Origin of the sequence: Nocardia sp. NPDC060220, from assembly GCF_042727815.1 — a bacterium.
Taxonomy (GTDB): Bacteria; Actinomycetota; Actinomycetes; order Mycobacteriales; family Mycobacteriaceae; genus Nocardia.
On sequence record NZ_JBHWZY010001003.1, the window covers coordinates 1 to 2278 of the forward strand.

The window sequence follows — 2278 nt, forward strand, 5'->3', positions numbered from 1 at the left end:
CGCTGCGGCGGTCCGAGCACCCTCGAGAAGGTGTAGAGCACGTCATCGGCGCCGACGGCTTTCCCGTTGTGCCAGACGGCGTCTCGCAGGGTGATGCGCCACCGCGTGCCGTCGGCGTTCGGCTCCGCGGCTGATGCCAGGCGCGGGATCGGCGTCATCGTCTCATCGATCTCGAACAGTCCGTCGTAGACCGCCTTCATCCGAGCCTCATCGATGAACAGCGTGTTCACACCGGGATCGATGCCCTCACCGGCACCGGAGCCCTGGAACGCGGCAGTGAAAGTGTCGACGGAGCTCCCGGACGAGCGGTTGCACCCGACCAGGGCCGTGCCCGCGGCGAGCGCGCCACCGAGCAGGAAGGTACGGCGGCGCAGATTCGACGGCTGCATGGATGCTCCTATCGCGTTGGCTCACACGCGACGAAGACATGCGCAAACAAACCACAAACGGTGTGGCTCGGTTCGGCGCATCGATCAATACCCACGTGATCACGACCGTTTCAACAGTTCATCCGCAGGTATCTGGCTTCGGCTCGGGAACGAGCCTCACAGTTGCGGGACAGCCCCGGACTCGCACCGGTCTTCCCTACGGACAGGCGATATCCTACGCGGTGCTCCGGACGTTGCGAGAAGCCCAGGCTGCTGCGGGTTTCGATCATCTCGAGCTGGGGCGTGTGGCGTTGCGGGTGGGATTGTTAGCGTCGGGCCATGGATCTGGGACTGGATGGGAAACGGGCGATCGTCACCGGCGCGAGCAAGGGAATCGGTCTGGCTATCGCGCGGGGGCTCGCGGCAGAGGGGGTGGATGTGGTGCTCGCGGCACGGTCGGCGCAACCGCTGCGCGCCGCCGCCGACGAGATCGCTCGGCAATCGGGACGGCGGGTGATCGCGGTACCGACCGACACCGGCGACGACGAGCAGGTGAAAGAACTCGTCGCGCGCACCGTCGCCGAACTCGGTGGCGTGGACATCCTGGTCAACTCCGCCGCCACACCGTGGAGCGCGGGCGCGGGCGGCGATCTGCAAGCCACCACCGACGAGATCGTGCGCAGGGAAGTCGAGATCAAGGTGCTCGGATACCTGCGCACCGCACGTGCTGTCGCACCCCATCTGGTGGAGCAGGGGTGGGGTCGCATCATCAACATCAGCGGGCTCGGTGCGCGGCAGGCCAATTCGATCGGGCAGACCATCCGCAACGTGAGCGTCTCGGCGTTGACCAAGAACCTCGCCGACGAGCTGGGGCCGCACGGGGTGAATGTGACAGTCGTGCACCCGGGCCTCACCCGCACCGAACGGCTCACCGAACGGCTCACCCGCCAGGTCGAGCAAGACGGTGGCGACGTGGCCGAGCTGGAATCAGAGTTGGTCAAGAATTCGATTCGCCGGATCATCGACGCGGGTGAGGTCGCCGATGTGGTGACGTTCCTGGCCTCGCCACGCAGCATCGCCATCACCGGTGATGCCATCGCGGCCGGGGGCGGCGTTCCCGGGCCGGTCTTCTACTGACGTTCGGGATGTGATCGGGCCGATTCTATTGCTTCACCGCGGCCCGGTCGGCCCGCGATACTTGCCACATTCGGAGTCGCGCCGATTCGCGCAAGCCATCGATCTCGCCGCCGAGGCGAACCCGGGAGACCAGCGATGACCAGCACCGTCACACCCACCGTCGTTGCCAGCAGCACCTCCCCGCTCTCGGCGGTCGCCGCGCCGAGCGCCTTCTTCAGCACCGAGGACTACCACCGGTTCCACGCCCGCGCGGCCGGTTACGACGCTGAAAACGCCTTCTTCACCGAGGATTTCGAGGAACTGCGCGAGGCCGGGTACCTGCGCGCCGCGCTGCCGCCGCAGTACGGTGGCCGGGGCCTGTCGCTCAGCGAATTGTCCAGGGAGCAAAGGCAATTGGCGTATTGGGCGCCCGCGACCGCGCTCGCGGTGAACATGCATCTGTACTGGACCGGGCCCGCTGCCGCGCTGACCGTCTCCGGTGCCGAGGACTTCAGCTGGTTGCTCGCCGCGGTTCGCGACGGTGAGGTGTTCGCGGCCGGTCACGGTGAACGCGGAAACGATGTGGGACTGGATGATTCGGTGGTGAGCGCCCGGCGCCTGCCCGACGGCTCCTACCGCGTCGACGGCCGCAAGACCTTCACCTCGCTGGGCCCGGTGTGGACCTCGGTGGGTATCCACGCCCGTGACGACTCCGACCCCGCCGACCCGCACATCGTGCACCTGTTCGTCGCCCGCGACCAGCCGGGGGTGCGCACCGAGGAAACCTGGGACAC

General features: G+C 67.3%; 3 protein-coding genes and 1 riboswitch. Of the genes, 2 read left to right on the forward strand and 1 reads right to left on the reverse strand.

Going from position 1 to position 2278, the window contains the following annotated elements:
- The coding region (locus ACFWF3_RS32845) for an ABC transporter substrate-binding protein (RefSeq protein ID WP_379317773.1) at positions 1–389 on the reverse strand (389 nt) is incomplete at its 3' end.
- 105 nt (positions 390–494) lie between these two features.
- Positions 495–628: riboswitch (cobalamin riboswitch) on the reverse strand.
- 79 nt (positions 629–707) lie between these two features.
- Between ACFWF3_RS32845 and ACFWF3_RS32850 the strand changes: the two genes are divergently transcribed.
- Positions 708–1505, forward strand: coding sequence for an SDR family NAD(P)-dependent oxidoreductase (locus ACFWF3_RS32850; protein WP_379317775.1), 798 nt, complete (start codon positions 708–710; stop codon positions 1503–1505).
- A gap of 135 nt (positions 1506–1640) precedes the next feature.
- A partial coding sequence (locus ACFWF3_RS32855) for an acyl-CoA dehydrogenase family protein (protein ID WP_379317777.1) occupies positions 1641–2278 on the forward strand: 638 nt, incomplete at its 3' end.

Coding starts and splice junctions, on each gene's coding strand:
- ACFWF3_RS32850 (WP_379317775.1), top strand. CDS start 708: ATGGATCTGGGACTGGATGGGAAACGGGCGATCGTCACCGGCGCGAGC.